Annotated in this window: 19 protein-coding genes; 13 read left to right on the top strand and 6 right to left on the bottom strand. The window is 73.0% G+C overall.

The features are described 5' to 3' along the window. Positions 1 to 102: 102 nt before the first annotated feature. Positions 103 to 1,485: a cytochrome P450 gene (locus O0S08_RS11835; protein WP_269039193.1), complete on the top strand. Its 1,383-nt coding sequence runs from the start codon at positions 103 to 105 to the stop codon at positions 1,483 to 1,485. 58 nt (positions 1,486 to 1,543) lie between these two features. Here O0S08_RS11835 and O0S08_RS11830 read toward each other — a convergent pair whose 3' ends face one another. Continuing rightward, the gene (locus O0S08_RS11830; protein ID WP_269039192.1) at positions 1,544 to 1,792 is read right to left on the bottom strand and encodes a hypothetical protein; all 249 of its coding nucleotides are present in this window, start codon (positions 1,790 to 1,792) and stop codon (positions 1,544 to 1,546) included. A 47-nt stretch (positions 1,793 to 1,839) separates the two neighbouring features. Further along, positions 1,840 to 2,772 (bottom strand): hypothetical protein, encoded by a 933-nt coding sequence (locus O0S08_RS11825; protein ID WP_269039191.1) that lies wholly within the window; start codon positions 2,770 to 2,772, stop codon positions 1,840 to 1,842. A gap of 133 nt (positions 2,773 to 2,905) precedes the next feature. On the opposite strand from O0S08_RS11825, the gene O0S08_RS11820 reads away from it, so the two are divergent. From O0S08_RS11820 to O0S08_RS11805, 4 genes are all read left to right on the top strand, one after another. After that, positions 2,906 to 3,319 (top strand): CBS domain-containing protein, encoded by a 414-nt coding sequence (locus O0S08_RS11820; protein ID WP_269039190.1) that lies wholly within the window; start codon positions 2,906 to 2,908, stop codon positions 3,317 to 3,319. A gap of 198 nt (positions 3,320 to 3,517) precedes the next feature. Next, a complete protein-coding gene (locus O0S08_RS11815; protein ID WP_269039189.1) occupies positions 3,518 to 3,748 on the top strand; it encodes a hypothetical protein in 231 nt (76 codons plus the stop codon). Further along, complete coding sequence (locus tag O0S08_RS11810) at positions 3,745 to 5,358, top strand: tetratricopeptide repeat protein (protein ID WP_269039188.1); 1,614 nt, start codon at positions 3,745 to 3,747, stop codon at positions 5,356 to 5,358. The genes O0S08_RS11815 and O0S08_RS11810 overlap by 4 nt, the downstream gene beginning before the upstream one ends. Before the next feature lie 114 nt (positions 5,359 to 5,472). Continuing rightward, positions 5,473 to 6,687 (top strand): FHA domain-containing protein, encoded by a 1,215-nt coding sequence (locus O0S08_RS11805; RefSeq protein WP_269039187.1) that lies wholly within the window; start codon positions 5,473 to 5,475, stop codon positions 6,685 to 6,687. Between the two features lie 60 nt (positions 6,688 to 6,747). Here the strand turns inward: O0S08_RS11805 and O0S08_RS11800 are convergent, their stop codons facing one another. Further along, entirely contained in the window at positions 6,748 to 7,284 is a 537-nt protein-coding gene (locus O0S08_RS11800; RefSeq protein ID WP_269039186.1) for a hypothetical protein, read from the bottom strand. An 82-nt stretch (positions 7,285 to 7,366) separates the two neighbouring features. Continuing rightward, positions 7,367 to 8,359, bottom strand: a complete 993-nt coding sequence (locus O0S08_RS11795) for a nucleotidyltransferase family protein (protein ID WP_269039185.1) — start codon at positions 8,357 to 8,359, stop codon at positions 7,367 to 7,369. 265 nt (positions 8,360 to 8,624) lie between these two features. Here O0S08_RS11795 and O0S08_RS11790 point away from each other — a divergent pair, with 265 nt between their 5' ends. After that, a complete protein-coding gene (locus O0S08_RS11790) occupies positions 8,625 to 8,975 on the top strand; it encodes an Hpt domain-containing protein (RefSeq protein WP_269039184.1) in 351 nt (116 codons plus the stop codon). A gap of 258 nt (positions 8,976 to 9,233) precedes the next feature. On the opposite strand, the gene O0S08_RS11785 is transcribed toward O0S08_RS11790, so the two are convergent. After that, a complete protein-coding gene (locus O0S08_RS11785; RefSeq protein ID WP_269039183.1) occupies positions 9,234 to 11,399 on the bottom strand; it encodes a hypothetical protein in 2,166 nt (721 codons plus the stop codon). Positions 11,400 to 11,455: 56 nt separating this feature from the next. On the opposite strand from O0S08_RS11785, the gene O0S08_RS11780 reads away from it, so the two are divergent. The 7 genes from O0S08_RS11780 to O0S08_RS11750 all read left to right on the top strand — a co-directional run bounded on the left by O0S08_RS11780 (position 11,456) and on the right by O0S08_RS11750 (position 23,561). After that, positions 11,456 to 12,766, top strand: coding sequence for a UDP-glucose dehydrogenase family protein (locus O0S08_RS11780; RefSeq protein ID WP_269039182.1), 1,311 nt, complete (start codon positions 11,456 to 11,458; stop codon positions 12,764 to 12,766). A gap of 484 nt (positions 12,767 to 13,250) precedes the next feature. Then, positions 13,251 to 14,627 carry a hypothetical protein gene (locus O0S08_RS11775; RefSeq protein WP_269039181.1) on the top strand — a complete coding sequence of 459 codons (1,377 nt, stop codon included), beginning with the start codon at positions 13,251 to 13,253 and terminating at the stop codon, positions 14,625 to 14,627. Positions 14,628 to 15,115: 488 nt separating this feature from the next. Further along, positions 15,116 to 15,670 (top strand): hypothetical protein, encoded by a 555-nt coding sequence (locus O0S08_RS11770; protein ID WP_269039180.1) that lies wholly within the window; start codon positions 15,116 to 15,118, stop codon positions 15,668 to 15,670. A 156-nt stretch (positions 15,671 to 15,826) separates the two neighbouring features. Beyond that, entirely contained in the window at positions 15,827 to 16,675 is an 849-nt protein-coding gene (locus tag O0S08_RS11765) for a hypothetical protein (protein WP_269039179.1), read from the top strand. 5 nt (positions 16,676 to 16,680) lie between these two features. Further along, the gene (locus tag O0S08_RS11760; protein WP_269039178.1) at positions 16,681 to 17,160 is read left to right on the top strand and encodes an SRPBCC domain-containing protein; all 480 of its coding nucleotides are present in this window, start codon (positions 16,681 to 16,683) and stop codon (positions 17,158 to 17,160) included. A gap of 321 nt (positions 17,161 to 17,481) precedes the next feature. Further along, positions 17,482 to 19,044 carry a hypothetical protein gene (locus O0S08_RS11755; protein ID WP_269039177.1) on the top strand — a complete coding sequence of 521 codons (1,563 nt, stop codon included), beginning with the start codon at positions 17,482 to 17,484 and terminating at the stop codon, positions 19,042 to 19,044. A 128-nt stretch (positions 19,045 to 19,172) separates the two neighbouring features. Further along, positions 19,173 to 23,561: a DEAD/DEAH box helicase gene (locus O0S08_RS11750; RefSeq protein WP_269039176.1), complete on the top strand. Its 4,389-nt coding sequence runs from the start codon at positions 19,173 to 19,175 to the stop codon at positions 23,559 to 23,561. Between the two features lie 90 nt (positions 23,562 to 23,651). Here the strand turns inward: O0S08_RS11750 and O0S08_RS11745 are convergent, their stop codons facing one another. Then, entirely contained in the window at positions 23,652 to 24,443 is a 792-nt protein-coding gene (locus tag O0S08_RS11745; protein WP_269039175.1) for a hypothetical protein, read from the bottom strand. Between the last annotated feature and the right edge of the window lie 122 nt (positions 24,444 to 24,565).

Genomic DNA, 24,565 nt, shown 5'->3' with positions numbered 1-24,565 from the left:
CCCAGCGCGAGCGGCCGCGCGCCGTCCATCGCCGTCCCTCCGTGGCCCCCCGGGGATCGCCGTGCTAGACGGACCGCCGATGTTTCAGACGATCCGCGACAAGTGGCACGGCGCCCTCGAGCGATCGACAACCTCGTCAAGATAGCCCGGGAACCCTACCGCTTCCTCGACGATCTCCGGCGCCGCGGCGGCGAGCTCGCCGAGCTGCGCCTGGCCGGCATGCCCACGGTGCTCGTCTGTAGCGAGCCCGACACGGTCCGCCAGCTCCTCACCGGCTCCTACGATCAACTCGAGCGCCACGCCGGCGGCGTCGAGCTGTTCGTCGACCCGCTCGCGCTCATCCTCACCGACGACGAGCACCACCGCCAGCGGCGCAAGCTGCTCAACCCGGCCTTCAACGCCGAGAGCGTGCGCGCCTTCGGGCCGACGATGCTCGAGATCGCCGACGGCGTGCTCGACGGCCTGCCGCGGGGCAGCACCTTCCCGCTGATCGGGCCGATGCAGGACATCACCATGCGGGTCATCCTGCGCTGCCTGTTCGGCGTCGCCGAGGGCCCGCGCTTCGAGGAGCTGCGCACCCTCGTCGTCGAGTACCTGCAGCTGGTGTTCGGCCCCGACATGCTGGCGCTCGGCACCTTGCTGACGCCGACCGGAGCCCACGCCGCCCTCACGCGCCTCAGCAAGCGCGCCCGCGCGGCCGCGCTCGACGCCCCGTTCGCCCCGTCGCGCCTGCCGGTGCGGCGGATCGCCGATCGGCTGGGCCGGATCCACGCGCTGCTCGAGGCGGAGATCGATCGCTGCCTCGCCGACGGCCCGGAGAACCGCAGCGACGTGCTGGCGCTGATGCTCCGGGCCCGCTTCGCCGACGGCCAGCCGATGTCGCGCGAGGAGCTGCACGCCCAGCTGTTGATGCTCGTCATCGGCGGCTACGAGACCACCTCGCTGTCGCTGTGCTGGGCCGTGCACTGCCTCGTGCAGCACCCCGAGGCGCTGGCCCGCGTGCGCGCCGAGGTCGCCCAGGTCATGCAGGGCGGCTTCGATCCGGCCCGAGTCCGCGACCTCCATTACCTCGGCGCGGCGATCGCCGAGTCGATGCGCCTCTACCCGATCGGCATCGGCGTGTCTCGCCGCCTGCGCAAGCCGATGCGGCTGCTCGGCCGCGACCTCTCGGCCGGCACCATCGTCATGCTCAGCGTCTACCTCATCCAGCGCCACCCCTCACTATGGAGCGAGCCCGACGCCTTCAAGCCCGAGCGCATGCTCGAGCGCAAGCCCTCCGCCACCGTCCACTTCCCGTTCGGCGGCGGCGTGTGGCGCTGCCTCGGGGCCGCGTTCGCCGAGCACGAGATGCGGATCGTCCTCGCCCGCCTGTTCACGCGCTTCGCCGTCGAGGCCGACCCCGCTCACAAGGTCCACGCGCAGCAGAAGGGCATCACCGCCGGCCCGAGCGGCGGCCTCCCGGTGCGCGTGGCCCCGATCTGCTAGCGGACGCACGATGACTCTCGAGACATGTCCATTCCGACATGTCCTCGAGGCCATCTCGTCACAGGCGCTTGGCGCCGGTGAGGGCGCCGAGGTCGAGGTCCACCTTCGGCCCGCTGCAGATCTCGCCGGGCCCGCAGTCGCCGTCGCTGGAGCACTCGCCGCACACGCCGAGGCAGTCGGCGTCGCCGTTGCACTCGCCGCAGAAGCCGCCCAGCGCGGGGATGACGAAGCGCGAGGGACGACGATCATACGCGTGGGGTGGGACGCCATCAAAGGCGTCCCCCCCTCGCGAGGCGGCGTCCGTCACCTGTCCTTCCAGACAGCTCTGCAACGCCGCCCGCGCGAGCCTGCGACCTAGCGCTCGAAGCGGTGGCCGCAGTTCGCCGGCGTCATCCCGTTCTGCGGCGAGCCGAGCCACATGTCCTCGAGGACAAGTTGATTGCCCTCGATCTTGAACGTGCCCGCGCCCTCGACGTCGGCCGGCACGTAGTTGCCGCCGGTCGGCGTGATCTCGAGGTCGCCGGTCTGCAGGTCGTAGGCGTAGTCGGACCAGTAGTCGAAGTAGATCTCGAACGGGAACCACGTCACCTGCACCTCGCCGCTGGCGCGGAACCACAGCTCCTGGATCGCCATCTCCGGCGCCACCTCGGCCCCGCCGCCGCACGGCAGCTGCGCCACTTCGTGCCAGATCCCCACGAACGGGTTCGACTCCGGCGTGTACACGAATACCTCGGTCGTCAGCACCTTGCGGCCGTCCTCGACGTCGGCAGTCACCGTGAACACGGTGCCCGGCTCGACGTCGGCGGCGATGAACAGCGCGCCCGCCGCGTTGATGGTCGCGCCCTCGGCCGGGCTGACCGAGTAGGTCACGCAGGCGTCGACCGGCATCTTGATGTAGCAGCACTCGATCGAGCCGACCGACAGGTCCAGCGACTCGCCGGGCTTCGCCTCGTAGCTCTGGCCGAACACGTTGAAGCCGAGCGTATTGACGATCTCCTCGGTCAGCGGCGGCAGGGCGCACACGCCCGCGGTCGGGTCCTCGGTGGTCGAGGTGCCGGCGGTCTCGTCGGTGGTCTCCCCGGTGGTCTCGCCGGTGGTCGGCCCGGTGGTGTCCGTCGTCGTCGACGCGGAGGTCGTCGCGGTCGTCGAGTCGTCGCTCGTCGCGGACGTGGTGGTCGTCATCGGCGTGGACGCTCCCGAGGTGTCGGTCCCGCCGGTCTCGTCGCCGGAGTCTTGCGGGCAAGCCGTGAGGGCCAGCGCCGCCATAAGGGTGGTAAGTCTCTGCATGGCGCGGACCATACCACGCGGTCTGCCCCCCCGCCGCGCGCGAGTTCGCCTATACCGGGCCGAGATACCCCCTACGGCCCGTTTTGGCGCGATCGCACGATCCGGTTCAGACTCTCCCCAGGAGGAGTTCGCAATGCGACGGTCTACCCTCACTGTCGGCCAGTTCATGACCCGAGATCCGTTCATCCTGGACGGCGGTCTCAACCTCGTCGATACCTACACGCGGATGTTCCAGCTCCAGGTCCGGCACCTTCCGGTGTACAGCCAGGGTCACCTCGTCGGCATCGTCACCGATCGCGACATCGGCCACATCCTGGCCGTCCAGGGCCTCGACCCGCAGCACACCACCGTCGAGTCGGTGTGCACCCCGGACCCTTACGTCTGCGACCCCGACAGCCCGCTGGCGCAGGTCGTCTGGGACATGTCCCAGCGCAAGATCGGCGCCGCCCTGGTCATGCGCGACGGCCAGCTCCAGGGCATCTTCACCGTCATCGACGCCCTCGAGGTCCTGCTCGTGCTCCTCAACGAGGCCCCCGCGGCCGCCTGAGCGCGCCTGTCCCTGCGGGCAGGTTACTGAGCGACGGCGGGCGCCGGCCGATCGGTCACCTGTCCATTCGGCCATCTCACCGCCCTCCGCGGGCGCGCCTGCACCTGTCCCGACGGACAGCTCGGCGCGGCCTCGCGCTCGCGGGCCCCCCGCGGCGCCGGCTTGAGAGCTGGCCGCGCGCTCGCTACCCTCGTCGGCATGCTCCGGTCGAGCTCGCTCGTCCTCGTCCTCTTCGCCTCGCCCGCGATCGCCGCGGCTGACGTCCTGCCCGAGGCCGAGCGCCCGCACGACTGGGAGCCGCGCGATCCGCCGACCCCCGCGCCGCCGCCGGAGAAAGAGCTCCCGGCGCTCGCCCTGTGGCTCGCCGCGCTGGCGACCGCCACGTTCGTCGCCGTCGCGCGCCCGCGCCTGCAGGAGCGGACCCGATGACCACGCCCCGCGTCATCGCCGACCGCTTCGACGTCGTCGCCACCCGCCACCGCCTCCGCTGGCTGCGCTGGGAGCGGAGCCGCAACGACCGCGCCTACGGGGAGGACGATCTGTGGACGACCGCGGTCGATCGCCGCACCGGCGATCGCGTCCGCGTCCTCGAGCGGCTCCCCGAGGAGTTCTGGCAGTGGGCCGCCAGCATGTGGGCCGAGGCTGTCGCGCGTCACGTCGTCGCCGCCGCCTCGCCGCACACGGTGCCGATCCTCCACGTCGGCCAGGGGGTCGTGTTCGCCGAGCCTCCGCCCGCCGTCGCCCGGCCGCGGCTGCCGCCCGCGCAGGCTGCCGCTTGCGCTCTGGCGGCCTGCGAGGTCGTGGCGCGCCTGCACGCGATCGGTTGCGGCGGCGAGGGCGGTCGCACCGCGCACGGCCGCCTCGACTTCGACATGCCGATGCCGATCGACTTCGGCCGGCACAATCTCCGCATGACCCAAAGGTCAGGTGAATGGACGATCGCCTGGCTGGTCCCGAGCCACCGTGAGCTGGCCGACCTCGACGACGCCCCGCCCGAGACCGATCCCGACGCCCTCGCGCGCGACCTCGAGGATCGCATCGCGGGCTCCGTCACGGACGAAGCGGCCGACCTGCCGCCGCAGTATGACCCGCACAGCGACCCGATCGCCGGCGACCTCGCGCGCCTGGCCGGCTTCTACCTCTCGCTCGCCCCGCCCGCGCGCGGCCAGCCCGCGATCGTCGACGCCGTCCGGCGCCTGGCAGCCGGCGAGCCCGTCGTCCGCGACGTCGCCGGCCTCGCGCGCCTGCTGCAGGGGCTCGCGCCCGCCGCGAGCGACTGGGACGCGCGGATCGCCGCGCTCCCGGTCGTCGACGTCCTGCCGCTGCCGGCGCTCGACTGGGACCGCGTGATCGCGGCCGGCGAGGCCCGCCTGCCCGAGCTCGTCCCGCGGCAGCGCGCCTACGTCGTCTTGCCGCTGGCGGTCGCCTACCACCGCCGCGCCACTCTGCGCGCCGCAGCCGCCCCGACGGACGCCCTGCGCGACGCAGGCCGCGCCGCCGAGCTCGACCCGATCACGCCGTACCACGTCACCCGCGCCGTCCTCCTCGATCGCCTCGGTCGCCGCGACGAGGCCCGCGCCGCGATCGCCCTCGCCTTCGCCACGCCGGAGTGGACCTCCGCGCCCACGGTCGAGGTCGACGAGATCCGCCTCCTCAACGCCGGCGAAGTCGTCCTCGGCGATCGCGAGCGCGCGCGGGCCCACGCCACGCGCGGCACGATCGCCCTCCGCGACGGCGACCTCGCGCTCGCGGAGAACGACCTGCGCCGCGCCCTCGACCTCGACCTCACTGCAGCCCACGCGCACGCGCTCGGGGCTGTGCTCTACGCCGGCGGCGACCTCGCCGGAGCGGCCGCGCTCGAGGCTCGCGCGGTCGAGCTCGAGCCGGCCAGCGCCCGCTATCGCTGGGATCTCGTCGTCAGTCTGCATCGGCTCGGGCGGCGCGACGAGGCCCTCGTCCACGCGCGCGAGCTCGAGGCCTTGGAGGCCGGAGACCCCAACGGTCGAGCTCGGCGAATTCGCCTGTTGAACGGCGCTTGAGCGGGTGGTTACGGCCTCGCAAGCGATCGCGCGAGCGCCTGTGATTCGCCGCGATGTCGCCGTCTTTCCCCGGCCCTGTTGACTCTGCAAGCGAATGCGGTTGCCATGCGGGTCATGCAGAAGGTCAAGCTCCAGCTCGGCAGCGCCTCCGTTCAGCTCGACGTCGGCAATCCGCGCGTCCTCCTCGGCCGCGATCCGACCTGCGGCCTCCCCACCAGCGAGGTCAGCGTCTCGCGGCGCCACGCCGAGGTCGCGTTCGTCGGCGACCAGCTCGTGATCCGCGACATGGGCTCGTCGAACGGCACGTGGATCAACGGCGAGCCGGTGGGCGTCGACCCGCAGCCGCTGCAGCCGGGCCAGCAGGTGTTCCTCGGCCACATCCCGCTGCTGGTCGAGTGGCAGGGCGGCGGCCAGGGCGGGGCCACGGTGCTGGGGGAGATGCCGGCCGAGCTGCGGGCGCTGATCGAGTCGCGCAAGGCGGCCAAGATGGCGCCGGCGAGCCCCGTCGCCGCGGCCGCGGCGGCCTTCCAGGACCCGCCGGCGCAGGGCGGCCCGATGAAGACCATGCTGGGGATCGGCGGGACCACGGCGCCGAAGGCGGCCGACTACGCCTACCGGCGCCAGGGCTCGAACAACAACGGCGTGCTGCTGATCGCGCTGCGCGGCGACACCTTCACCAACGCCGCGGTCATCGACGGCTACCTCGAGTTCACCGCGCTCGACAACGAGACCGTCGCCTCGATCTTCGTCGAGCTGGTCGAGTACCACAAGCGCGGGCCCAAGAACGGCCACGTGTGGGACCGCGTCCTGGTGCGCCAGGGCCCGTGGCGGACCGCCAAGAACGAGGTCCTGCCGCTGACCTTCCAACTGCGCGTGCCGCCGGGCACCTCGCCCTCGGGCCGCGACGTCCACTGGGAGGTCCGCGGCTACGTCGACATCGAGTGGGCCTACGACATCGCCGCTGCCAGCCAGATCAACGTCCGCAACCTCGACATCGAGAAGATCCGCGACGCCCTCGGCGCCCTCGACTACCGCCTCGCCGAGCTCGACCCCGAGCCGCTCGGGCAGCGCTTCACCGGCAAGTTTCAGCCGCCGGTGCAGCTGCGCAAGGACTACGGCGTCACCGACATCAACCTCGCCGTCGAGTACCTCGGCGCCAACCTCCAGCTGAGCATGGAGGTCGAGAAGACCAGCCTGTTCAAGTTCGACAAGCAGACCAAGCTGGTGTTCGAGCTGGCGCAGTTCCGGGTGTCGAGCACGCAGCAGCTGTCGGAGTTCCTGCGGGCCAAGATCGACGAGCTCATGGGCCGCACCGAGGCGCGGGCCTGAAACGCGCGAGCCCCCCGCGAGCGCGCGGGGGGCTTTTGCGTAGAGGACGCGGAGCGCGGCTCAGCTGCAGCTCTCGAGCACGACGATCTGCGGGTCGCCCTCGCCGCAGTACCAGTTGTTGCCGTCGGCGTCGCAGCAGCCCTCGCCGGTGAGGCCGGTGTTGCTGCACGGGTCGCCCTCGACCAGGCCCGCGGGGCAGGCGATCGGGTGGGTGCCGTCCGGGTCCTCGCCCTCGAAGCCGCAGCTGTAGTAGCTGTCGCCCGGGCTCCAGCCGCACAGGGCGCCGCCGGTGGTGGTGTCGGTCGTGCCGGCGGTGGTCGTCGTCGGCTCGGTGGTCGTCGGCGCGGTGGTCGTCGGCGCGGTCGTGTCGGTCGTGCCGTCGGTCGTGTCGGTCGTGCCCGCGGTATCGGTCGCGGTGCCGTCGGTCGTGTCGGTCGTGCCCGCGGTATCGGTCGTGCCGGCGGTCGTGTCCGTCGTCGCGTTGGTATCAGTGCCGAGGCTGGTGAAGTTGGTGTCGGTGCCACCGGTGCTGATCACGCAGCCGGACAGCGAGCCCGCGACCAGCGCCGCGCCCAGGGTCATTTTGAAAAGATGCATTGGCCGGACATAGCGGACCGGCGCGAACATCGTCAAGGTATCGGCCGAAGCGCGCGCGCTCGCGTCCGCCCGGGCTGCCGAATCAACCTGTCCCTTCGGACATCACCGCGCACTCGACATCGCGCGTCACCTCGACCCCGTCCCACACGATCGCGTCGCGCAGGCGCACCCCGGGGGCGATCACGGCCCTGTCACCGATCTGCACCCGCGGTCCCACGTGCGCGCCTGCGCCGATCACGGCGCCCTCGCCGATCCACGCCGTCGGGTCGACGTGCGCCCCCGCACCGATGGTCGCGCCGGGCGCAGCACCTCGCAGGTGGCGCTCCGCGTAGGGTAGCCGCACCCGGCCCTCCAGCACGTTGGCCACGCCCTGCAGGTAGCGCTGCACCGTCGAGTGCTCCCACCAGTAATCGCGGGTCACCACCCCGGCGAGACCGCGACCGCTATGGAACAGCTCCGTGTACGCAGTGCGGATCACGCACTGCGGGCCTTGCGGAGGGATGCGGTCCAAGAACCGCGGCTCGAGGACATGAACCCCCGTGAACATCAGCGGCTCGGCTGCCTCGGCGCCGGGTCGGAGCGCCCCGAGCAAACCCACGACCTGCCCCGAATCGTCGACGCGCAGGCTCCCCCAGCGCTCCGCCTCGGGGTCGGGGCGCAGCACCATCGTCGCCTCGGCGTGCGCCGCACGGTGAACCGCGAGCACGCGAGCCAGCTCGAGCTCGAGCAAGATCTTGCCGTTGACGACCACGATCGGCGCGCCGCTGCCGTCGTCGAGCAGGTGACGCGCGTGGCGGAGCGCGCCACCTGTCCCGAGGATCTCGCCGTCCTCGCGCGAGTAGGCGATCGCCATCCCGAGCTTCGACCCGTCGCCGAGCTCGGCCTCGATCTGGTCGCCGAGGTGATGCAGGTTGACCACCACCTCGCGCACCCCCTGCGAGCGCAGCCACAGCGTCACCCAGCGGACCAGCGGCGCGCCGCAGACCGGCAGCATCGGCTTCGGGCGCACGGCACTGAGCCCGCCGAGGCGTGTGCCGAGGCCGGCGGCGAGGATCATCGCGCGCGGAGCGTTCATGAGGTCGCACCATAACACGGCCGATCCGGCGCCCAAGGAATCGGCCGGAACTGCGTCCCCGGGCCCGCCGCTCGCGCGCCGCGCCGCCGATTCGCCGCCCGCTCGGCTCGCTGGTTCGTCGGCAACATCGTTCCCGCGGGCGAGTCACACCTCGCCCACGAGCGAGCGATCCCAGCGCCGCTCGCCCGGCGAAGCAGGCAGCGAAGCGGGCTTCGCGACGCGCCGCGAGCTTGCGCCGCGCGCCGAGATCCGCGAGGATGAAGGCGTGCATGCGCCGCCTCCTGTAGAGGTCGACGAGGCCGAACTGCTCGCGCGTCTCGGCGGTCGTCGCGACCTGCTGGCGATGCTCGTCGGCCTCTTCTCCGCCGATCTGCCGCAGATCCACGAGGAATTCGCCACCGCCCTCGCGGCCGGCGACGCCGCGTGCGTGCGACGGATCGCCCACCGCGTGGTCGGTACCCTCGCCAATCTGTCGGGCGGCCCGCTGCTCGAATACGGCCGCGACATCGAGGAGCTGGCGGTCCCCGAGAACCTCGCCATCCTCGGCCCGCGGATCGACGCCTTCCGCGCCGCCCTCGACGAGCTCGAGCAGCGCCTGCGCAAGGCCTTCGCCTGATCGTCGGCCTGTCCGCTCCGCCCTGTCCTCAAGGACACCTGCACGTTGCCGGCGACGGAGGACCTGGCCGCTCGGTCATGTCCCAGGAACCGGCTCGTCGAGCGACGCCGCGGGCGCCCTCGTGACGCGGCCTTTCGGTCATGTCTCCAGGCCCGTGTTGTCCGGCCGCGCCGGGCCAGAGGACATGCCCCTTCGGTCATGTCCTCCGAAACAGCGTGTCCGACCCGCCGAGCGCCGCCGAACAACGTGGCCTCTCGCTCATGTCTGCCAGAACAGCTTGTCGAGCACCGCCGCCGTCAGCACCAGCCCGAACGCCATCGACAGCAGCAGCCCGAGCGCGCGCCACAGCACCGCGCGCTGGGCCTTGCGGACCTCGACCGCGACCTCCGGGCCCTGGCCGACCATCTCCCGGGCCAGCCGTTCGGCCGCGCCGCGGTGGCTGACGACGATGAGCAGCGTCGTCACGGCCAGGAACAGCCCGCCGCCGCCGAGCAGCAGCAGGCGCACGCGCCCGGCCCACAGCCGGCGCAGCGCCGTCATGTCCTCGTCCTCGCGGCCGCGGGTCGTCAGCGCCGTCGGCGGCCCGTGGATCTCGACCGGCAGCGTCCCGATCAGCCACGCCTCGGCCCGCTCGCGCGCCTCCGGGTCGAGGCTCGCGGTCGCCAGCGCGTCGAGGTACTTGCCCTCGAGCCCGGCGTCGAAGTCCTTCTCGACCCGCGGCATCGCCAGCCGCTCGCGCTGCAGCGCGATCAGGGTCGACAGCGGCGGCCCCTGCCCCGCGCCCGGCCCGAGGACCACCCGCGCCAGCGCCGACGACTCGCCCGGCGCATTGGTGAAGTGATACGCCTCGACCTGCACCAGCCCCGGCTGCAGCCCCGCCGACGACCACGTGCGCGGCGGCTCCGGCCCGACCACCGGCGGCTCGAGCGTGTCGACCCACGCCCCGTCGGGCCCGCGCACGTCGACGAACACCGCCCGCTTCGGCCGCAGCCCGCGCGCCTTGATCGTCAGCGCGTCGCCGACCCCCGCCGTCCACGGCGACGCGTCGACCGTCACCGCGCCCGCGAAGCTGACCATGCGGAACTTCCGCGCCGCGATCGCCGGCGGCTCCGAACTCGCGTCCGTGGTCGCCCCCGCACCGGCCTCCGCGGCGCCCTTCGCCTGGGCAGCCCCCGCCTCCGCGCTCGCGCCCGCTGCCTTCGCCGTCCCGCCCGCGCCTGCAGCCGTCGCTCCGCCCGCCGCCGCCGCGCTCGCGCCCGCTGTCGCGCCCGCTCCGGCCTCCGCGGCGCCCTTCGCCTGGGCAGCCCCCGCCGCCTCCGCGCTCGCGCCCGCTGCCTTCGCCGTCCCGCTCGCGCCTGCCGTCGCGCTCGCGTCCTTCGCTTTGCCCGCCGCCGTCGCGCTCGCGTCCTTCGCCGTCCCGCTCGCGCCTGCCGTCGCGCTCGCGTCCTTCGCTTTGCCCGCCGCCGTCGCGCTCGCGTCCTTCGCTCCGCCCGCCGTCGCGCTCGCGTCCTTCGCTCCGCCCGCCGTCGCGTCCTTCGCCCCGCTCTTCGCCTGCCTCTTCGGACCTGTCCCAGCAGACATATCCTTCGCGCCAGGCTCCTTCGCACCTGTCGCTTGGGACATATCCTCCGCGCCGGCGAGCGCGCGCACCTCGAAGCGGACCACGTCGGTGGCCAGCAGCCCGTCGACGCGGACCAGCCCGGCCGCGTCGGTCTCGCCGCGGACCACCGTCGCCGGCGCGTCGCGGGCCGCCTTGTGCCGGCCGAATTCGCCGTCGAGCAGGCGGACCTCGACGGGCCCGCGGTGCGGCTTGCCCTCGGGGTCGGTCACGCGAGCGACCAGCGCGTTCTCGAAGCCGGCGACCAGGCGGCCCAGCGGACGCAGCACGATGCGCAGCTTCTCGGGCTGCGATTCGGTGTCATCTGCGTAATTTTTTGTCGAACCCGACACCGTCGGCGTCCCGCGGCGAGGCGCGCGAGACGCGACCAGCTCGACCTCGACCTCCTCGCGGAACTGCTCGTGCGCGGCGATCGCCAGCTCCAGCTTCGCCGGGCCCGGAGCCCACCCAGGGGCCGTCAGACGCCCCTGCGCCGTCCCCACCCCGGCCGCGTCGCGCAGCGTGCCGAGCGGAGCGCGCTCCTCGCCGCGGCGCAGCGTCGCCTCGACCTGCGCGTCCGGCACGGCCTGACCGCCGCCGTCGAGGACTTGCACGCGCGCGGCCACCGGCTCGCCTGCGACCCACTGCGGCTCGACCTGCACGATCGCCGAGTGCGTCACGTGCCACCCCGCGATCGCGAACGACGCGAAGATGGCCGCGCCCATCCCGAGCGGCGCGCCGATCACGGGCAGCAAGTACACGAGCCGCGAGGCCGCGGCGGAGCGAGTGATCTCGGCGGGTTCGCTCGGCTCGTCAGGCGTCGCCACGGGTAACGGCCACCGTAGCAGACGAGGCGGCGTTTCGGTATCCTCCCGCGCGCGTCATGAAGCTTAGCGTCATCGGTACAGGGTACGTCGGCCTCGTCGCCGCCGCGGTGTTCGCCGACTACGGCAACGATGTTCTGTGCGCGGACATCGACGCCGGCAAGATCGACTCGATCAAGGCCGGCAAGCTGCCCATCTTCGAGCCCGGGCTCGAGCCGCTGGTCGAGCACAACATCCAGGCCGGGCGCCTCCGCTTCACCACCAGCAACGCCGAGGCCGCGGTGCACGGCGACGTCATCTTCCTCGCCGTCGGCACCCCGACCGCCGCCGACGGCAGCGCCGACCTCTCGTACCTCTACCAGGCCGCGAGCGAGATCGGGCGTCACATCACCCGGCCGACGATCATCGTCGACAAGAGCACCGTGCCGGTCGGCACCGCCGAGCGGATCGCCCGCATCGTCGGCGAGCAGACGCGCGTCCCGTTCACCGTCGTCTCGAACCCCGAGTTCCTCAAGGAGGGCGCCGCGGTCGACGACTTCATGCACCCCGACCGCGTCATCGTCGGCACCGACGACGCCCACGCGCGCGAGATGCTGCACCGGCTCTACCAGCCGTTCTGCCGCACCAGCGACCGGATCCTGTTCATGGACGCGCGCTCGGCCGAGCTCACCAAGTACGCCTGCAACGCCTACCTCGCCGCGCGCATCAGCTTCATGAACGACATGGCCAACCTCGCCGACGCGCTCGGCGCCGACGTCGAGCTGGTGCGCCGCGGCATGGGCTCCGACCCGCGGATCGGCAACAAGTTCCTCTACCCCGGCGTCGGCTACGGCGGCTCCTGCTTCCCCAAGGACATCCGCGCCCTCCTCACCACCGCCCGCGAGTTCGGCCACTCGCTCGAGATCGTCGCCAGCGCCGAGCGCATCAACGAGGCGCAGAAGCTCGTGATCGTCCGCAAGCTGCGGCAGCGGCTCGGCGGCGACCTCGCCGGCAAGACCTTCGGCGTGTGGGGCCTGTCGTTCAAGCCCAACACCGACGACGTGCGCGAGGCGCCGGCGCTGAAGATCGTCCGCACCCTCGTCGGCGACGGCGCCCGCCTGCGCCTCCACGACCCCGAGGCCGGCAAGAACTTCCTCGCCTCCCTCAGCCCGCACGTCGCCGCCGCCTGCACGCTCACCAGCGACCCGTACGACGCCGCCGAGGGCGCCCACGCCCTCGTCCTCGCCACCGAGTGGCGAGAGTACCGCAGCCCGGACTTCGAGCGCCTGCGCCGCATCATGGCCGGCACCGTCCTGCTCGACGGCCGCAACCAGTGGGACCGCCAGCACGTCGAGGCCCTCGGCTTCGAGTACGCCGGCATCGGCCGCTGACCGCCGGCCCGCTCGTTCGGTTCGGCCTGCTCGTTCGGACATGCCCGTAGGGACATGTCCTCGATGCCCTGCCCGCTCGGCCATGCGCCATGGAGGCCCGGCCGCCCGGCTCGCCCGCGGCGCCGGATGAGCTCGCGGCCGCGCCGGCGCGGCCCGTCGCCCGGGCGGCCGCCTCTCCGCGCGCCGTCACGTCGCCTCGCCCGCGCGCCGTCGCGTCGCCTCGCCCGCCGATGACCGGTCCGCGGCGATCGGGCGGTCGCCGGGGCGAGCCGGCGATCCTCGACCGAATCGCTGGATCGCGCGACCCGTGAATCACGAGCCGCGCCGGTCATACATGTCGGATTGTTCGCCGCGGCGAATCGCCCCATACGGGATCGACCCTGGACCCGCCCGCAGGCTGCACCTGCGGGCTCTACCGCGATAGCGACGACGCGCTCGATGCACCTGCGCACGGCGTGCTCGTCGCCAGCGCAAGGAGAACCACATGATCCTGCAAGCGACAATGTTGACCACGCTGCTCCTCCACGCCGTGACCCCCGTGGACACCGACCCCGCGGCGGCCCGCGCCCGCCTGTCGAGCCTCCTGGCCGCGCAGCGCAGCCAGCCCGCCCTGCTCGCCCCCGCGGAGCCGGCGCTCGACGATCCGAGCATCAGCGCCGTCTACCCCAACCGCGCCTTCATCGAGCGCGTCCTCGACGTCACGATCAGCGGCGACGACACCCAGTGGACCGACGCCGTCGAGGTCGACTTCGGCGACGGCATCACCGTCGACAGCGTGCGCGTCGCCAGCCCCACCGGCCTGGTCGCGCACATCACCATCGACGACCGCGCCGCCCTCGGCGCCCGCGACGTCACCGTCCGCGAGGGCGAGGTCGAGGTCGTCTACGCCGGCGCCTTCGTGCTCGAGGCGCCGCTGGCCTTCAAGACCCTGCAGGGAACCCGCGCCGTCGGCTCGGTCCTCACCGGCACCCTCGTCCAGCGCGACATCTCGACCCCGTTCGACTCGATGGACAGCACCCTCACCGTCGAACCCGGGTTCACCGTCGATTACTTCTACGCCCAGCAGTACAGCGCCGATTTCGCCCTGCTCGTCGACGTGCCGGTCGCCGCCGGCACCTACGACGTGCACGTCGACAGCGGCGAGGTGACCTCGACCGGGCCGGACATCCTCCCGATCGCCACCCGCACCCCGATCCCGCTGAAGGAGGGCGACAACGTCGGCACGCTCAAGGATCAGTTCGGCACCGCGCTGTACACCTTCACTCCGCCGGCCGAGCCGACCCGGATGACCTTCACCGTCACCGCCGCGGACCAGGCCGCCGCGCCCATCCTGGCGGTCCTGCCCGCCAGCGGCAGCTTCGCCGACCTGATCGCCGCCGACGTGCGCGTGGTCGTCGACAGCACCGCCGCCGAGCCGATCTACGTCATCTACTGGGACGCCGCCGGCGCCCCGAAGCACGACTTCACCATCAACCTCGTCACCGGCGAGCCGCCGCCGCCCGAGACCGAGCCGAACGACACCTGTGACGAGGCCACCCGCGTCGAGTCCTCGTCCTCGACGCTCGGCGAGCTGCGCGACGCCTCCGACGTCGACTGGTTCGTGTTCAAGGCCATGGACGCCGACGTGGGCAAGAGCGTCCACGTCATCACCCAGCCCGGCGAGGCCGACACCGACACCGTCGTCGAGGTGTTCGCCGCCGACTGCACCACCTCGCTCGGCGGCCCGTCGCCCGATTACTCGTTCCACGAGGACTTCCTCAGCACCCCGATCACGGCCGCCGGCGACGTCTACGTCAAGGTCAGCCACAGCGCCGACCCCTTCAACTCGGGGAAGTACGAGCTGGTGCTGAAGCTCGAGTGATGCGTCACTCCGCCCCCCCCGACCGCCCCGCCGGCGCGAGCACCTCCCGTGCCCGCGGCCGGCGCGGCCGTATGCGCGCCGGCTCGCGGCCAATCGGCGGCTGTCTCATGAGACAGCCGCCGGGCGAGCGGCGGCCGGCGGTCGGCCGCGCGGTGCGGCGGTTCGGGCGCCCCCGCCCGCGCGAGACCGGCGACCGGGCGCCGGGGCGGGACCTGCCAATCGTGCCTCTCGGGCGCGACGCAATGTCGCCACGCGATCGCCGGCCACGCGCACGCACATGTCAGTTTGTGCCGGGCCGCGAATCGGCACATACAGCGAATCGACCCTCGGCATGTTCGCCGGAGACACACGTGTCCGCTCGAATCCAGCGTGGGCGACCTCGGCCGCCAATGATGGGACTCGCGCTGCCAAGCTCGACCTCGATTGCGACGGCATGGTCCGCCCGATGCGATCGACTTTCTCGCCGTCACGGCAAGGAGACTGAAACCATGTTGGTCCGTACAGTCCTGACCCTGCTCATCTTCACCACCTCGACGGTCGCGCTCGCCCGGGAGCCGGCCCAGCCGGTCCGCTACTCCGGCGGCCTCGCGCCCCGCCTGCTCGCCGCCCGCACGGCGCAATCGCCGGGGACCAGCGAGCCGGTCCTCACCGAGCCGAGCACCCCCTCCTCGGTCAGCCCGCCGAGCGCCACGCCGCCGCCGCAGAGCATCCGCCCGCCGCGGATCCAGGCCAGCGAGTGGGAGCGCGAGCGCAAGAAGCTGCAGGCCCAGACCGCCGTCTCGTGGGTGTTTACCAGCATCGGCGTGGTCGGCACCGCGGTCCCGCTGGCGCTCCTGCGCCGCTGCGACGAGACCCACGCCCGCCACGCGGATTGCAACGGGGAGCGGCAGACCGCCGCGGTCGCGGCCCCGATCTTCGGCGCCCTCACGATCGCCTCGATCATCCCCGCGATCGTCTACTCGGCCCGCCTGGCCCGCCACAACCGCTACAGCGGCATGGCGCGCTTCAACGTCACGCCCGGCGGCGTGCAGATCCGCTTCTAGCTCGGCCCCGCGCCGGGCTCGCGCCGGGGTCGCCAGGCCCCGCCCGATCGTCCTTGGAGGAGACGCCGTGACCGCGGCCGACCGCATACACTACCCGGGTCGGCCGCGCCGCCCGTCGGCCGCGCTTCCGTCGGCCACGGCGCTCTCCTCTGTCTCATGCGACATGTCCTTTTCAACCTGTCCTTTAGCGCATTGATCGCCTGCGGCGGCGGCGACCGGCCCGGCGACGGCGGCACCACGACGGCCACCGAGCCGGCGACCGGCGAGCCCGAAGCGACCGCGACCACCACCGGCGACGCGACCGCGACCACCACCGGCAGCACCGCCGAAGGCGCGCCGACCACCGGCCTGCCGGGGCCCGAGACCACCGCCACGAGCGGCACCGACGGCCCGGTCGACGGCGGTCCGTGTGCGAACTACGCCCTCGTGCTCGACCGGCCCGGGCCGGTGCTGTGGGCCACCACCGACGGCAGCGTCTACGAGGCCGCGTTCCTCCAGCCCGGCCAGGGCTTCAATTGCGTGCGCGTCGAGTTCGACCTGCAGACCCTCGACAACCTCGACGACATCGTCGCCCTCGATCCCGAGGGCTGCCCCGAGTTCTTCGGCATCGCCTCGGTGTTCGGCACCCAGCCGGCCGGCAAGGTCCTGGCCACCGTCTTCTATCACCCGATGGACCGCGTCCGCGGCGCGTGCACTCCCGGCGACAGCCGCCTCGAGGTCGGCAACCACCTCGCGTACACCGCCGACACCCCCGGTCCCTGGTCTCCGGGACAGGTGTGGCACGTCATCCTCGAGGCCAAGCCGTGGCTCACGCGGGTCACCGTGTTCAGCGGCGGCCAGCAGGTCGGCCCGACGATCGCCGCCGCCCTCGACCCGCTCGACGTCGCGGTCACCCGCGATCCGCTGGTTCGCCTCGGCCTGCCGGGCCCGGTCGAAGATCGCTTCTATCCGTGGTACGGCGCCACCTGGGCCAACCTGCAGGTCTGGGCGGACGTCGCCCCGTGAACCCCATGTCGAAACCTTTCGCCGAAGCAACCCTCGACATCGACGCCCCGCCCGCGCGCGTGTGGGCGGTCATGCTCGACCTCGATCGCTACCACGAATGGAATCCCTTCATCGTGGCCATCGACCACGCCGGGCCGCCCGCGCCGGACGCTGCCATGCGGCTCCACGTGCGCTGGAATGACGGCACCGGCGCCAGCTCGGGCGAGCGGATCACCGAGCTCGTCGCCCCCGACGGCCCCCGGCCCGGCCGCCTCGCCTACCGCTTCACCGGTCTGCTGCCCACATTCGGCCTGGTCCGCGCCACCCGCCTGCAGCAGGTCGACCCGCTGCCCGGCGGACGCAGCCGCTATTTCACCCGCGAAGAATTTACCGGCCTGCTCACCCGCTTCCTCCCGCTGGCCAAGGTCCAAGACGGCTTCGACCGCCACGCCCGCGCCCTCAAGGCCCGCGCCGAGGCGCTCTCCGGCGGCCAGGACGCCCGCTAGCGGCCGCGGGCGCCTCGTCGCTCGCCAACGGCATGTCTGAATGGACATGTCTCGAGGGCCATCTCTCCCTGCGTCTCGGGTCGCGCCAGCGGCGCGAATCGGACGTCGCGGCGCTCGATTGTCACGCTTCTCCAGACCTGTCCCAATGGCCATTTGCCATCAATCGCGCGCGCCCTCGCGCCGCGGTCACGTGACCGCCGGGCGGCGTCGCGCGGCCGCCAATCTGGCCCCAGCGCCCCCCTGGAGCGTCACGGAAAACCATCGGACCTCTCGCGAATTGCGTCACCTGCGCGTGAAGATTTCGTTACCATCGCCGACCACATGATGACTTCACGCAATAGGGATAGACACCTGGATTGGCTGGTCGCGGCCGTGGCGGTGATGCCGGTGATGGCGGTGGGCTGTGGCGACTCGACGGCCAGCAGCGGCACCGACTCCGACAGCGACGGAACGGACACCGACGGCGAGTCGGACACCGACTCTCCGCCGACCACCGGCGTGCCCGGCCCGCCCGGAGAGCCCGGCGAGCCCGGCGAGCCCGGCGAGCCCGGCGAGCCCGGCGAGCCCGGCCCCGAAGGTCCGCCCGGACCGCCCGGACCCGGAAGCGACCCGAGCATCAGCAGCATCGTGCCCGGCAAGGTCTACCTCGAGCGCACCCTCGACGTGGCGATCAGCGGCTTCGGCACCCAGTGGACCGACGCGGTCGCCGTCGACTTCGGTGACGGCGTGACCGTCAACAACGTGACCGTCGCCAGCCCGACCGGCATCCAGGCCAACATCACGGTCGACGTCGGCGCCAGCATCGGCGCCCGCGACGTGACGATCAGCGAGGGCGGCACCGATCTGGTCTACGCCGGCGCCTTCAAGGTCGAGGCCCCGCTCGCGCTCGGCCCGATCGCCGGCACCCTCGCGCAGGGCTCGATCCTCGTCGGCGACGCCAACCAGCTCGACGTCTCGACCCCGTTCGACACCACCCAGACCGGCGACGGCCTGTTCGAGCCCATCACCTACACGAACCTCCTCGTCAGCGGCAGCGACCCCGGCCTCTACGGCGACATCAACACCGCCAACCTCTACGGCCTCAACTACCTGATGTTCGTCGACGTGCCGGTGTCCGCCGGCACCTACGACGTCAGCGTGCTGAGCGGCCCGCAGGGCTCCGAGCTCTCGTCGACCGCCCCGGGCTCGCTCGAGATCGCCGCGCGCGACCCGGTGGCCCTGGCCGAGGGCACCGAGCAGATCGGCGCGGTCGCCGATCCGCTCGAGACCCACCTGTACTCGTTCACCCCGCCGCCCGAGCCGAAGAAGGTCACCTTCTCGATCGTCTCGGCCGACGCCGAGGCCAGCGCGCGGGCGATCGCCCTGCCGGCCAGCGGCAGCTTCGCCGACCTGATCAAGTTCGACTCCGAGATCTCGGTCTACACCAGCTCCGAGGACCCGCTGTACCTGGTCTACTGGGACAATAGCGGCTACTCGGGCTACGAGTACACGATCAACGTCACCCTCTCCGACCCGCCGCCGCCGGAGACCGAGCCGAACAACGAGTGCGCCCAGGCCAACGAGCTCACGCTGCCCGCGACGACCTCCGCCTCGATGCCCGACCAGGCCGACGTCGACTGGTTCAAGTTCACCGTCGGCGACGCCGACATCGGCAAGACCATCCACGTCACCACCGCCCCCGGCGACGACACCACCGACACCGTCGTCGAGGTGTTCGAGGCCGACTGCTCCACCTCGCTCGGCGGTCCCTCGGCCGACGACGACTACCACGAGGACTTCGTCAGCGACGCGATCCCGGCCGCCGGTGAGTACTTCGTCAAGGTCACCTACTCCGACTTCGGCTACGCCACGCCGAACTACGAGCTGCTGATCGCGATCGAGTAGTCGCGCCCTCCACTTCGCGGCGCCCGCTCCGCTCTCGGCGGACGGGCGCCGCGTCGCGACCCGAGATCGCCGTTTCGTCGCGGCCTGGCGCACTGTACATCCAATCAGCCCCGGGCTATCCTGCGCCGATGACGGACGGTTCCGCGCCTTTGGGGGTCGACCTCGCCGACGTCGCCGGCCCGGCGCCTGCCTCTTCGGACATGCCCTTCGGGGCAGCCTTCTCGGCCCCGGTGGCGCGGTGGTTCGGCCAGCGGTTCGCCGGCCCGACCGAGGCCCAGCGGCGCGGCTGGGCGGCGATCGCCCGCGGCGAGGACACCCTCGTCATGGCCCCGACCGGCTCGGGCAAGACCCTCGCGGCCTTCCTCGCCGGGGTCGACGGCCTGGTCCGCCGCGGCCTCGCCGGCGCGCTGCCGGACGCCGTCGCCATCCTCTACATCTCGCCGCTCAAGGCGCTCGGCGCCGACGTCGAGCGCAACCTGCAGCAGCCGCTGCGCGGCATCGAGGCCGCCGCGGCCGCGCTCGGCACCCCGCTGCCGAAGATCCGCACCGCCCTGCGCACCGGCGACTCGACCGCGAGCGAGCGCGCGCGGATCTTGAAGCAGCCGCCGCACCTCCTCATCACCACCCCCGAGTCGCTCTACCTCCTGCTCACCTCCGACCGCGGGCGGGCGATCCTGGCCGGCTGCGAGCAGGTCATCGTCGACGAGATCCACGCCCTCGTCGGCAACAAGCGCGGCGCCCACCTGGCCCTCTCGCTCGAGCGTCTCGACGCCCTGTGCGGCCGCAAGCTGCAGCGGATCGGCCTGTCGGCCACCGTCGAGCCGCCGGCCGAGGCCGCCCGCTTCCTCGTCGGCCACGACCTCGGTCGCGCTTCGGGGCATGCCCCCGTGGACATGCCCGAAAGGTCATGCCCTTCAGAACCTGTCCTCGAGGCCATCTCCCGCCCGTGCCACCTGGTCGACGCCGGCCGGCGGCAGCCGCTCGACGTCGCGGTCGAGGTGCCGCAGGAGACGCTGTCGGCGGTGGCCTCACGGACCGCCTGGGACGACCTCTACACCCGCATCGAGGCCTACCTCGGCGAGCACCGCACCACCCTGATCTTCGTGCCGAGCCGGCGGCTGGCCGAGCGGATCGCCCACGACCTCGAGCAGCGGCTCGGCGAGGGCGTGGTCGCGGCCCACCACGGCGCGCTGGCCAAGCGGACCCGGCAGATGGTCGAGCACAAGCTGCAGACCGGCGCGCTCAAGGCCGTGGTCGCCACCGCCTCGCTCGAGCTCGGCATCGACATCGGCGACGTCGAGCTCGTGGTCCAGGTCGGCTCGCCGCGCTCGATCAGCGTCCTGCGCCAGCGGATCGGCCGCGCCTGCCACGCCGTCGGCGGCACGCCCAAGGGCCGGGTCTTCGCCACCACCCGCGACGATCTGATCGAGTGCGCCGCCGCGGTGCGGGCGATGAAGGCCGGCCGCATCGACCGCCCGGTCCAGCGCGAGGCCCCGCTCGACATCCTCGCCCAGCAGCTGGTCGCCGCCTGCAGCGCCGAGGAGTGGGACGTCGAGGCGCTGTGGGCCCTCGCGCGCCGGGCCGCGCCCTACGCGACGCTCACCCGCCGCGACTTCGACCAGGTCGTCGCCATGCTCGGCGACGGCATCGCCACCCGCCGCGGCCGCGCCGGCGCCCTGCTCCACCTCGACCGGATCCACGGCCGCGCCCGCGGCCGCCGCGGCGCCCAGCTGGCGGCCCTCACCTCCGGCGGGGCGATCCCCGACAAGGCCGACTACACCGTCGTCGAGGACACCAGCGAGGCCGTGGTCGGCACCGTCGACGAGGACTTCGCCATCGACAGCATGGTCGGCGACGTGTTCCGCCTCGGCTCGCACGCCTGGAAGATCCGCCGCGTCGAGGCCGGGCGCGTGCGCGTCGAGGACGCCCGCGGCCAGTCGCCCGCGATCCCGTTCTGGAACGGCGAGGGCCTGGCCCGCAGCGAGGCGCTGTCGGCCGAGGTCGCGACCCTACGACATGAACTTTGGGACATGCTCGAAGGGCAAGCCGACGACCGCGCCCGCGCGGTGCTGGCCGGCGACTGCGGCCTGTCGCAGCCGGCGATCGATCAAGCGGTCGCCTACGTCGCCGAGGGGGCGCGCGCGCTGGGGGCGGTGCCGACCCAGGAGTGCCTGGTCGCCGAGCGCTTCTTCGACGAGTCGGGCGGCATGCAGCTCATCATCCACGCCCCGTTCGGCGCCCGCATCAACCGCGCGTTCGGCATGGGCCTGCGCAAGAAGTTCTGCCGCACCTTCGACTTCGAGCTGCAGGCGGCCGCCACCGACGACGCGGTGCTGCTGTCGCTCGGCCCGCAGCACTCGTTCCCGCTCGAGGCGATCTTCCACTTCCTGCACGAGGAGGCGGTCGACGAGGCGCTGACGCAGGCGGCCCTGCAGTCGCCGATGTGGGAGACGCGCTGGCGGTGGAACGCGACCCGCTCGCTGGCGGTGCTGCGCCACCAGGGCAGCCGCCGCACGCCGCCGCCGATCCTGCGCATGAAGGCCGCCGACCTGCTGGCCGCGGTGTTCCCGGCCCAGGCCGGCTGCCAGGACAACCACGGCGGCGAGACCATCGAGCCGCCCGACCACCCGCTGGTCCACGAGACCACCCGCGACTGCCTGCAAGAGGCCATGGACGCGGATGGCCTCAAGGCCATGTTGCGACGCCTCCACGGCGGCGAGATCCGGGCCCTCGCCCGCGACACAGTCGCCCCCTCCCCGTTCTCGCACGGGATCCTGGCCGCCAACCCCTTCGCCTTCCTCGACGACGCCCCGCTCGAGGAGCGCTGGGCCCGGCAGGTCAAGACCGCCCGCCCCGGCGAGCTCGCCCTCCGCGGCGGCGACCTGCTCGGCCTCGACCCGCGCGCGATCGAGTCGGTCATCGCCGCCGTCGCCATCGACGGCCCCGCCGGCCCGCGCGACGCCGACGAGCTGCACGACCTGCTGTGCGCCCCGCGGCTCCTGTCCCCGCGCCCCGAGTGGGCCGAGCACTTCGCCGCGCTGGTCCGCGCCGGCCGGGCCGCCCTGCTCCGCCGCCCCGCCTCGGATGTCTCCGGGGACATGTCCTCTGCGCCATTGTACATAGCGGCCGAGGTGGTCCCGCTGGCCCGCGCGCTGTGGCCCGCGGCCGCGATCGAGCCGGGCATCGCCCTGCCGCCGGCGCTCTCCGGCCCCGTCGACCCCGAAGAGGCGGCGCTGCGGCTCGTCCGCGCCCATGTGCAGACCGCGGCGCCGCTGACCGCCGGCGCCCTGGCGGCCGCGCTCGGCCTGTCGCGCGCCGACACCGAGGGCGCCCTGGCCCGCCTCGAGCTCGACGGCATCGTCCTCCAGGGCCAGTTCACCGCGCCCGCCACACCCGAGCCCGAGTGGTGCGAGCGCCGCTTGCTGCAGCGGATCCACCGGCTCACTCTCGGGCGCCTGCGCGAGGAGGTGCGGGCGGTCGCGCCGGCCGAACTGGTCCGCTTCCTCGCCCGCTGGCAGCACGTCCAGCCCGGCACTCAATTGCACGGCCCCGAGGGCCTGCTCCGCGTCATCGAACAATTGGAGGGCCTCGAGCTGCCGGCGCAATCGTGGGAGCGCGACGTCCTGCCGCGGCGCGTCCGCGATTACGACCCGGCCTGGCTCGACGAGCTGTGCCTCGCCGGCGAGGTCGCCTGGGGCCGCCTCACGCCGCTGCCGGCCGAGGGCCTCGAGCCCGGCGAGCTGCCGCGCGGGGCCGGCAAGGTCGCCCTGTTCCTGCGCGCCCACGCCCCGAGCCTCGTCGCCCCGAGCGCCACGCCGGCGCACGAGTGGCCGCACCTGTCGCAGCTGGCCCGCGAGGTCGCCCGCGTGCTCGGGCGCGGCGCCGCCTTCGCCGCCGACCTGCGCGCCGCCACCGGCGCCGGCCACGACGACCTCGAGGAGGCGCTGTGGGAGCTCGCCCGCGCCGGCGCGATCACCAGCGACGGCTTCGCCGGCCTGCGCGCCCTGTGCGAGACCGTCGACCCGCGCAAGGGCCCGCGCCGGCTGCTGCGCGGCCGCTGGTCGCTGCTCGCCCGCGACCTGTCCGAGCGGCCAGATCCGTTCGGCGACGGCAGCCCGGTCGAGCTGGCCCGGCTGTACCTGCGCCGCTACGGCGTCGTCGCCCGCCCCTTGCTCACCCGCGAGACCGGGGCCCCGCCGTGGCGCGCCCTGCTCGATGTCTACCGCCGGCTCGAGGCCCGCGGGGAGATCCGCGGCGGCCGCTTCGTCGCCGGCCAGCAGGGCGAGCAATTCGCCCTGCCCGAGGCCGTCGAGGCCCTGGCCGCCCTCCGCCGCGTGCCGGCCGACGCCGAGGAGCTCGAGGTCGCCGCCGTCGACCCGCTCAACCTCGTCGGCATCATCACCCCCGGCCCGCGCGTCCCCGCCGTCCGCGGCCAGGTGCTGCGCTACCGCGACGGCGCCCCGGTCGCCGTCACCCGCCCGCTCGCCGGCGCCGGCCTCTCTGGACATGTCCACTGAGGCATGCTCGAACGGACATGCCCGCTCCGACATGTCCATTCGAGCATTGCCAACAGCGCGTGTGAAGCCGGCCGTCGGCGGACGCGCGGCTCACCCGCCGAGGCGGACCCGCCGGAGCACCACGTTTTGCCAGAGACCGAAGTGGGCCGACGCGTTGTCCTCGGCCCGACCCACGTCGATCGCGAACGCGTGCCCGGCGTCGATCGGCAAGCTGCCCCGCTGACCCTGCATCAGGTGCAGCGCCTCGCCCCACGACGCCTCGAAGTCGAGCTGCGCCGGCACGACGTCGCCGGACGGCGCCCCGCACACCGACGAGTGGCCGTAAGTGAGCGGCGCGAACGCCTCCTGCACGTCGGGACCCTCCTGGCCGCCGTACACCCCCACGGCCAGCAGCCCGTCGTCCTCGGCCGCGCGCAGCTGCACCAGCCTCAGGTCGCCGAATTCGAGCTCCTCGAGCCACTTCACCCGCACCGCCAGCCCGGCCTCCCAGTCGACTGGCCCCTCGGGCGGGGCCGCGAAGCGCAGGCTCGCGGCCCCGGACGCGCCGCCGAGGTCGCAGGTGAACGCGGTCGTCACCTGGCCGGCGTCGACCGTCACCGCGTCGACCTCGCACGTCACGTCGATCTCCGCCTCCTCCTGCACCCAGTCGAAGGTGAACTCGAACTCGGCCGCGTCGGTCGGCTCGCCCTCGCACGTCGAAGCCTCGCCCGCAGTGGGCTCCTCCGTGTCGGAGGAGCCGCCCGTGGGCTCCTCGCCGTCCGTCCCGGTCGACGAGCCCGAGCTCGCATCCGTCTCGCCTGGCTCGCCGTCCTTCGGCGCGCACGCCGACGCGCACGCCAGCGCGGCGACGATCACCGTATGTCCAATAATTAAACAACGCATCTCTCGAAGGTAGCTCGCGCCGGCGTCCGCGTCAAAGCCTCGCAAATCTCGCGCCCGCGGTGTGCACATGCCTTTTTAAACATGTCCAGAAGACCATGGACGACGCGCGCCGCTGCTGCTCG

The organism is Nannocystis punicea, assembly GCF_026965555.1.
In the GTDB taxonomy this organism is placed as follows: domain Bacteria; phylum Myxococcota_A; class Polyangia; order Nannocystales; family Nannocystaceae; genus Nannocystis; species Nannocystis punicea.
The sequence above is the reverse complement of the archived record's forward strand: the minus strand, read 5'-3'. Positions and strand labels throughout refer to the sequence as shown.

What these genes read in the sequence shown, in the direction of transcription:
- O0S08_RS11825 (WP_269039191.1), bottom strand. Translation starts at nt 2,772, where the DNA reads ATGCAGAGACTTACCACCCTTATGGCGGCGCTGGCCCTCACGGCTTGC.
- O0S08_RS11820 (WP_269039190.1), top strand. Translation starts at nt 2,906, where the DNA reads ATGCGACGGTCTACCCTCACTGTCGGCCAGTTCATGACCCGAGATCCG.
- O0S08_RS11815 (WP_269039189.1), top strand. Translation starts at nt 3,518, where the DNA reads ATGCTCCGGTCGAGCTCGCTCGTCCTCGTCCTCTTCGCCTCGCCCGCG.
- O0S08_RS11810 (WP_269039188.1), top strand. Translation starts at nt 3,745, where the DNA reads ATGACCACGCCCCGCGTCATCGCCGACCGCTTCGACGTCGTCGCCACC.
- O0S08_RS11805 (WP_269039187.1), top strand. Translation starts at nt 5,473, where the DNA reads ATGCAGAAGGTCAAGCTCCAGCTCGGCAGCGCCTCCGTTCAGCTCGAC.
- O0S08_RS11800 (WP_269039186.1), bottom strand. Translation starts at nt 7,284, where the DNA reads ATGCATCTTTTCAAAATGACCCTGGGCGCGGCGCTGGTCGCGGGCTCG.
- O0S08_RS11795 (WP_269039185.1), bottom strand. Translation starts at nt 8,359, where the DNA reads ATGAACGCTCCGCGCGCGATGATCCTCGCCGCCGGCCTCGGCACACGC.
- O0S08_RS11780 (WP_269039182.1), top strand. Translation starts at nt 11,456, where the DNA reads ATGAAGCTTAGCGTCATCGGTACAGGGTACGTCGGCCTCGTCGCCGCC.
- O0S08_RS11775 (WP_269039181.1), top strand. Translation starts at nt 13,251, where the DNA reads ATGATCCTGCAAGCGACAATGTTGACCACGCTGCTCCTCCACGCCGTG.
- O0S08_RS11770 (WP_269039180.1), top strand. Translation starts at nt 15,116, where the DNA reads ATGTTGGTCCGTACAGTCCTGACCCTGCTCATCTTCACCACCTCGACG.
- O0S08_RS11765 (WP_269039179.1), top strand. Translation starts at nt 15,827, where the DNA reads ATGCGACATGTCCTTTTCAACCTGTCCTTTAGCGCATTGATCGCCTGC.
- O0S08_RS11760 (WP_269039178.1), top strand. Translation starts at nt 16,681, where the DNA reads ATGTCGAAACCTTTCGCCGAAGCAACCCTCGACATCGACGCCCCGCCC.
- O0S08_RS11755 (WP_269039177.1), top strand. Translation starts at nt 17,482, where the DNA reads ATGATGACTTCACGCAATAGGGATAGACACCTGGATTGGCTGGTCGCG.
- O0S08_RS11750 (WP_269039176.1), top strand. Translation starts at nt 19,173, where the DNA reads ATGACGGACGGTTCCGCGCCTTTGGGGGTCGACCTCGCCGACGTCGCC.
- O0S08_RS11745 (WP_269039175.1), bottom strand. Translation starts at nt 24,443, where the DNA reads ATGCGTTGTTTAATTATTGGACATACGGTGATCGTCGCCGCGCTGGCG.